We start from the raw sequence: 7,494 nt of genomic DNA, 5'->3' as shown, positions 1-7,494 counted from the left end.
ATACCTAAGGCGGGTGATTTGACGTTTTATCACCTGCCTTTTTCTCTTTATTTTTCCCTTAAGTTTACAGCAATGGGGCGTAGGGTGGTTCTTATATGAAAGAAGTCTCTACAAAAAGAAGAAATAAAATAGCTAAACAAGTTAAATATCCTTTCTATAAATTGAATCGGAAATCGTTATTTTCGGCCGAAATCAGCAGGTATTTCGCCCCAATTTTCAGTCTCCCATTTTAAAAGTGGTTGCTGATAGTTGTTGTTTTGCAGCCACACTTCAGCCCGGTGAATCATTTTAAATAGCTGTTCGGTTTGTTTGTTTCGTTCCAGGAGGGTGGTGCACTTCTTTTTTTTTACCCAGCTCATAGCGGTGCGTGAGTCACTGTATATTGGGATATTTACATTTCTACGTTTCAGCTCAGCCAGCCCGTGAACAATAGCCAAAAATTCGCCAATATTGTTGGTGCCCAGAGGAAATTTCACATGAAACCACACTTCTTTGGTTTTGACATGAACTCCTCTGTATTCCATTGGTCCGGGATTTCCGCTGCAGGCGGCATCCACCGCCAAACTTTCGAGAATAGGTTTAGAACCAAAAAGCTTTTTTTCTGCTTTGTCTAAAGCTTTTTTATGGGGCGTGGCGATATTATCTGACCAGGGAGATTCATAAGCTTTTTGTGCCTCCGCCAACGTTTTGTAGGATTTGTATCTGGCGCCTTTATAACCTTTTATACGTCTGTTGCATTCTTCCCAGTTATCTACAATCCCTGTTTTATGCCCTACCCAGATCACATAATATTTTGTTTTTGCAGCCATACAGAGCTTCAATTTTTTAGAGGATTTAGGTCAGATTGGTTACGTTGTTCAGAAGCAATTTTATGGACATTGCCATCAAAATAATTCCAAAGAATTTTTTTAATACATAAATACCGGCCTGACCGATTACTCTTTCTACCATATTTGTCATGCGAAGCACTATGTAAACAAATACTATGTTTAGAAAGAGGCCAATAACAATGTTAATGGTGGCATATTCGGCGCGCAGGGACAGTAGCGTCGTGAAAGAGCCGGCACCTGCTATAAGCGGAAATGCAATGGGAACTATAGATGCGCCGGAGGGAGAGTCGTGTTTGAAAATGGTAACCCCCAATGTCATTTCAATGGCCATCATAAATAAAACAAATGACCCGGCAATGGCAAAAGAAGAAATATCTACACCAAACAATCCGAGTAGTGCCTTCCCCACAAACAGAAACGTTATCAGGATTATAAATGAGACCATAGAGGCCTGAAAGGCGTTAATTTTATTTCCTTTATTGCGCAAATCCACAATAATTGGAATGGATCCCAGTATGTCGATAACCGCAAAAAGTACAATAAATGCCGAAATGATTTCCAGTGCATTGAGTTCCATAGCTGTGAAATTTTACGTTGTAAAAAGTGGTGCAAATGTAGAAATAAATTCCGGTCATCAAACATGTAAAAAATCAGGGATTATGATGCGAGTGAAAGATTATTTTTTGAGGCTGGATTGATGAGATTCAACTCATTCATCAATTGGTGGTTATCTGATAACTTTTCGATCAGAAACAGAATATAGCGTATGTCAACACTGATACATCTTTGCAGGTCGGGTGAATAGGAAATATCTGACCCCATACCTTCCCAGTTGCCGTCAAAAGCCAATCCCACAATTTGGCCCCGGCTGTTCAATACCGGGCTTCCGCTGTTCCCTCCTGTTATATCATTGTCGGATATGAAACAAAGCGGGAAGGTTTTATTATTGTCGGATTTTTCTATTTTTTCGTTTTTTGAAAGGGACAAAACATCCGTCTGAATGCGGTAGGGAGATTTTCCGGAATTGATTTTTTCAATCATACCGCCAATAAAAGAAAAGGAAGCATAGGTTATGCCGTCTTTAGGAGAGTACGGTTTAATCTTCCCAAAAGAAAGGCGAAGGGTACTGTTGGCATCAGGATATATTTTCCCAATGGTATCAGTCGCGGATAATGATTTTAAAAGAAGGTGCATGGTGTATTCCAATTGTTCATCCATCTTATTGAACATGGCGTAAATTGGTCCAAACTTTTGAATTAGTCCATAATATAAATCGAATCCCGGGTCGGAAAGAAGTTGTTTTGCAGACGGTGCAAGGAGAAATGCGTCAAATTTATTTTTATCGGTAAAGAGTGACTTTGAATAAATTATTTCAACCTCTTTACTGATATCATCAGAGTGTTTGAGAAGTATGTCATTTTCAACTCTGAAGCTGTCTTCCAAATGTGACAAATAGTATTTGAGCATTGCTTCAAATACTTCTTTGTCGGTGGAAAAAGAAAAATTTTCAAAGAAATCCTGACTGAATTCTTGAAGCCTTGCAACTTCTTGAGTTAGCTGATTCTCCGGAACAGGATCTTCCTGCAAAAGATTGAACAAATTAAAGGTTTCCAATATAAGAGAGCTGATGTCCGGACCATTAATCAAACTCTCGATGGTGACGATGGTGGTTTTTGTCAGGTTTTGACGCATTAAATAGAGAATATTGGAAGCTTTTAGGGCATTTTGGAACTCGCCGTAGTGACTGAATTGTTCGCGTAAATGATTTTCCAATTTCTCCCTCTTGTCAATAAGTTTTAGTTTTTCGATGGATTCGTTTTGTCCGGTGGCATATTTCTGAAAATTAGCTGAATTAGCGTATTTGTCAGCATACTGAATGCCCAAAACAGGCGATTTTTTCATGTTTTTTTGCCAGACCGACTGTTTAATTTTTCCCACTTCGGCAATAACGGGATTGATAATGCTATAGGTTTCCTTGAGTCCGGCTGCGGTGATGTATCTCTGGGTTTCACCGGGATATCCGAGGGTCATGGTAAAATCTCCTTCTTCTACTCCTAGGGTTGAAATTTCTAGTATCCTGTTGGGATGGAATGGGACATTGTTCGGATCGTAATCGGCCGGGAGTCCTTCGGGTGAGCAGTATATTCGGTATATCGCGAAATCGGCGGAGTGACGTGGCCACATCCAGTTGTCATATTCTCCACCAAACTGTGCAATTTCTTCAGGAGGAGCTCCAACCAGTCTTACATCCCTGAAAGTTTGGGTGGTGAGAAGAAAAAACATGTTCTGATAGAGGAAATCCTTAATCTCGGCTTGTTGTCCATTACCGACAGATACGGTATCTAAAATAATTCTAGAAATGCTGTCAATGATATTTTGGGTCTCAATTCTACTGGAGGCATTTTCCAAAGCTTTGTTGAAAAGGGGGGTGAGATTTTTGGCATCAACGAGGATGGTGGCAGTTTTTCCCGGGTTGGGCAGTTCCGTCTCCAATGAATGTGCCCAATAACCCTTTTTTAACAAATCGTTGTCTATATTGCTATGCTTTTGTATATCACTGTATGCGCAATGGTGGTTGGTGAGCAGTAGGCCTTGTGAGCTAATAAAACTTCCTGTGCAGCTTCCTTCGTCAAGAGATACAATTGCACGATTTAGAGAAGACTCATTCTCTCCGAATATTTCATCGATGGGAACCTCCAGGCCCATGTCATACATTTTGTCTATCTGGGATTGAGGCAAATACCAAGGCATCCACATGCCTTCGTCTGCATGGATAGAATTGACAATGAAGATATGAAAAATGATCAGAAATATTGCCCGCTGCCACATATTTATCAATAACTTAAAATTTTTTTAACATTGCTAAACTACAACAGAATGGTTTCAATCTGTGATTTTGTAAAATTATTTTAAGATTATTTAGTATTTGTGGCGGTTGTTATTTAAGCCTTCGTGAATTGATTCCAGTCAGCGAAAGAGATTGGTGGAGGAGGAGAAAATTGACATAGTGCTTGGGGCAAAGGGGTGGATGATAGAAGAGTTGAAGGGCATCCAGAGGAACACTGAATGATCATAAATTCAACTGTTTATTTTTTTATATCCGGATATCAAAACGCTTCCTGTGGATGCGAACCCTGTTAGGTGTTTGAACCTATTACCGGATTATACCTACATCCTCAGGAAGCGTTCTATTTATTATTAAGCCTTAGGTCTTAAAGTGTTGCTGTCGAAATGAAAGAGTTGTTATTCAATGATTGTCATCTCATCAATCAAATTTCGGGCTCCTGCAAATTTATCGATGATAAACAATACATATCGAATGTCCACATTGATGCATTTTTGCAGTTCGGTTTCAAAAGCAATATCACCACTCATGGCTTCCCAGTTTCCGTCGAATGCCAGCCCGAACAGATGACCTTCTGCATTGATGACAGGACTTCCGCTGTTACCCCCGGTAATATCATTGTCGGTGGTGAAGTTGACGTATAATTTCCCATCTTCATTGGCATAGCGACCAAAATCTTTATCCTGATAGAGTTGTTTAAGTTTTTCAGGAACAGAAAATTCATAATTGCCGGGTTGTTCTTTTTCCATGACCCCCTTCAGGGTTGTGAAGTGTTTATAAAGAACGGCATCTCTTGGTTCATAATCTCCTACTTTTCCATAGCTTAATCGCATGGTGAAGTTGGCGTCGTCATAATAAACCTTGTCGGGATTCATTTCCTGAAGTCCCGCAATAAAGAGACGATGGTTTTGTTTGATGGTCATATTTGATTGACGAGTCTGTTCCAATAGTTTGATGTAGAGTTCGAAGGTGGATTTTCCTGCCGAATAAGCGGGATCTTTAGCCAATTTTTTTAAACTTGGATTTTCCAGAAAAGCATTGAGTTTTTTGGGGTCTGCAAAAACAGATTTTTGGAAGACTTTGCTGGCAAAACTTTTAAATCCGTCTTCTTTATCGGTAGCAATTTCCCGATAAAAAGAAGGATATAGTTCCGGATCAATTTCTTCAAAATAGAGTTTCAACAAGGCACTCATCACTTTTTGGTCGGTTGGGGCATGATAATCTTTGTAAAAGGCCTCCGCTTCATTTTTGAGCTCTTCCGCAGCGGCTTTTACCTTTTCTTTATCGTTCGCTTGTAATGCTTTTTCTAAGTCACGGGCTGACAAAGAAAAACTCAATATTTCCGTGCCACGCAACATACATTCGCGAACGAAATTTTGGGCAAGGTAGTAAGGTGCCCGATTTTGATAGGCTTCTTTCAGGGATGGCAAAACTTGTCCGTACTTATCTTTTAGTTGGGAAGATTGATTGGTCCAGCTTTGAAACTGTTTCTCCAATTTTTGTTTCTTCTCGACGACATTCAGGTTCTTCAATCCTCGGTTCATCCCGATGCTGTTTTTCCAGTAGTTGGAGCTGCGAGAATACTTGGAAGCATATTGAAGTCTGATTTTTTCACTGGAACTCATGGCTTTTTGCCATATTTCCTGCTTGATGCCACGAGGTTTGATGAGAGAAAAGTTAAAGATATTCATGCGCTCTTCGATCCCCCATGAGGTGAGATAGCGTTGGGTGTTGCCGGGATATCCCAGAGTCATGGCGAAATCCCCTTTTTTGTATCCTTTCAGAGATATGGGCAAATGATGTTCCGGCTTCAGTGGAACGTTGCTGGGGGAATAATCGGCGGGCTTTCCATCTTTGTCGGCATATACTCTGAAAATGGAAAAGTCACCGGTATGTCTGGGCCACATCCAGTTGTCGGTGTCATGGCCAAATTTTCCTATGGATGACGGGGGAGCTCCTACAAAACGGACGTCATTAAAGACTTCGTAGACGATCAGGTAAAATTGATTTCCACCATAAAAGTCGCGTACCATTACCTGATAGTGGGAATCCCCCTTTACACTATCAGCAATTTGAGTAGATAATTTTTTTATAGCTTCCTGGCGTTCTTCTTCCGACATATCATCGGATAAGCTGTCTTCAATTTTATCGGTGACATCTTCCATTCGTTTCAGGAATGTAACCGACAAACCCGGAGCCGGGATTTCATCCTCGAGCGAAGCAGCCCAAAATCCATCTTCCAGATAGTTGTGCTCTACAGAACTCAGTTGTTGGATGCTGCCGTAACCACAGTGATGGTTGGTCAGGATCAGCCCTTTGTCTGAAACAAGCTCACCGGTGCATCCGCCGCCAAAGATAACAACGGCATCCTTAAGACTGGAATGGTTAATGCTGTAAATTTCTTCGGCCGAGAGTTGCAATCCCATGGATTGCATTTTTTCAATGTTAAGTTTTTGAATCAGCGGCAGCAACCACATCCCTTCGTCGGCTTTCATTACGCCGGAAAAGAAAAATAGAAGGGCCACTGCAATGGTGGTCATTTTTTTTCTCATCATACTTTTTGTTTTGTGTTTATATAGTCTGTCCGAACCCTCATCTCAAAGTATTGCAAACAGAACTGTTGCATACTTTTTACTTGTTGGATGATTGATTGCACAAAAGTATAATTATCCGGGGAATTTTCTAGATTGTCACGGTTTAGAGGTGTTAAGAATATGAACTTTTGTTAAGAAAAGGAGGTGGAATTTGAAGACGATCCGGCGGCCTGCAGGTGCAGAAGAGGTATCTATGAGTTGCTTAGCTTTATCAATAAATTGGTTGAATTAATCGAAATAGCCGACCGGTTGATCATTTAAAATAGGTGATTATTATTATTGAGCTTGCTGTTTACAATAAGAGGGTGTAATTTGCAGAAAGATTAAGAGTTAGTTAATTAATAATTTAAATCAAGGGTCATGAAGAAATTATTAAGTGTTATAGCGGCATTATTTGTTGCCGCAACTGTTTCCGCTCAGTTGAACATTGGTGGTGGATTAACTTTTGGGACACAGGCTGCGTTTGATGAGGATGGAGAAAAGATGGGCGTAGGCCTAACTTTAAAAGGTGTATATGTCATCAACGAGAAGTGGTCGGTGTCACCCGATTTTACTTATTATTTTCCCAGCGGAGGAGATTATTTTGATGTCAGTTTATGGCAGTTGAATGCCAATGCACATTATCATTTTTTCGAAATGACTGACCTAGGGTTATATGCCTTGGGAGGATTAAACTACAGTCATATGAAATGGGAATATGATGGGGATGAATGGATTGGATGGGATGATAGCGACGGCGAAATTGGCCTTAATTTGGGTATTGGTGCTAATGTGAGTCGCTTTTTTGGCGAATTGAAGTATGATACGGCCTTTGAACAACTGGCGTTGAGTATTGGTATTTATTTCTGATCGCTTTTTGTGGTTTTCATTCTAAAAAACCGGCCTGATGATTGGGCCGGTTTTTTTGTGTCTTAAAGTGAGGTATTCGATATTACGATAAATAAATTTGATGTATAAAAGATAATAAGTTGTTAAAGTAAGGAATTGGTAGTATTATCAAAAAACTTTATTTTTTTGGTGAGATTGGTTAGGGGAAAAGAAAAAAGATATTTATTTTGTCTGAATGTTTGAATAATTTTGTGTCTTAATTAAATTTTATTTTATGAAAAAAGTAATTTTTATTACAGCAGTTGTTTGGTTGTTATTTTGGGAATGTAAATTTAACTCTGTCCGGTATAATTTTCGAAACTCGAAATAACTCATATTTTTTCTTTCAACCAATTCT

At 39.7% G+C, this 7,494-nt stretch carries 5 protein-coding genes; 1 reads left to right on the top strand and 4 read right to left on the bottom strand.

The window, feature by feature from the left end:
* Positions 1 to 176: 176 nt before the first annotated feature.
* The 4 genes from ACT29H_RS16615 to ACT29H_RS16600 all read right to left on the bottom strand — a co-directional run bounded on the left by ACT29H_RS16615 (position 177) and on the right by ACT29H_RS16600 (position 6,227).
* Positions 177 to 809 carry a ribonuclease H1 domain-containing protein gene (locus tag ACT29H_RS16615; protein WP_444822780.1) on the bottom strand — a complete coding sequence of 211 codons (633 nt, stop codon included), beginning with the start codon at positions 807 to 809 and terminating at the stop codon, positions 177 to 179.
* A 25-nt stretch (positions 810 to 834) separates the two neighbouring features.
* Complete coding sequence (locus ACT29H_RS16610; RefSeq protein ID WP_444822779.1) at positions 835 to 1,407, bottom strand: MarC family protein; 573 nt, start codon at positions 1,405 to 1,407, stop codon at positions 835 to 837.
* A gap of 80 nt (positions 1,408 to 1,487) precedes the next feature.
* Positions 1,488 to 3,659 carry a S46 family peptidase gene (locus ACT29H_RS16605; RefSeq protein ID WP_444822778.1) on the bottom strand — a complete coding sequence of 724 codons (2,172 nt, stop codon included), beginning with the start codon at positions 3,657 to 3,659 and terminating at the stop codon, positions 1,488 to 1,490.
* Between the two features lie 414 nt (positions 3,660 to 4,073).
* A complete protein-coding gene (locus ACT29H_RS16600; protein WP_444822781.1) occupies positions 4,074 to 6,227 on the bottom strand; it encodes a S46 family peptidase in 2,154 nt (717 codons plus the stop codon).
* Between the two features lie 402 nt (positions 6,228 to 6,629).
* Between ACT29H_RS16600 and ACT29H_RS16595 the strand changes: the two genes are divergently transcribed.
* Positions 6,630 to 7,118, top strand: a complete 489-nt coding sequence (locus ACT29H_RS16595; protein ID WP_444822777.1) for an outer membrane beta-barrel protein — start codon at positions 6,630 to 6,632, stop codon at positions 7,116 to 7,118.
* The last annotated feature ends 376 nt before the right edge of the window (positions 7,119 to 7,494 follow it).

The organism is Thermophagus sp. OGC60D27 (genome assembly GCF_052400625.1).
Lineage (GTDB): Bacteria > Bacteroidota > Bacteroidia > Bacteroidales > Marinilabiliaceae > Thermophagus.
This window is presented reverse-complemented; position numbering and strand designations above follow the sequence as displayed.

Bases quoted from the DNA above. Each gene is read 5' to 3' on its own strand.
- ACT29H_RS16595 (WP_444822777.1), top strand. From the start codon at position 6,630: ATGAAGAAATTATTAAGTGTTATAGCGGCATTATTTGTTGCCGCAACT.
- ACT29H_RS16615 (WP_444822780.1), bottom strand. From the start codon at position 809: ATGGCTGCAAAAACAAAATATTATGTGATCTGGGTAGGGCATAAAACA.
- ACT29H_RS16600 (WP_444822781.1), bottom strand. From the start codon at position 6,227: ATGAGAAAAAAAATGACCACCATTGCAGTGGCCCTTCTATTTTTCTTT.
- ACT29H_RS16605 (WP_444822778.1), bottom strand. From the start codon at position 3,659: ATGTGGCAGCGGGCAATATTTCTGATCATTTTTCATATCTTCATTGTC.
- ACT29H_RS16610 (WP_444822779.1), bottom strand. From the start codon at position 1,407: ATGGAACTCAATGCACTGGAAATCATTTCGGCATTTATTGTACTTTTT.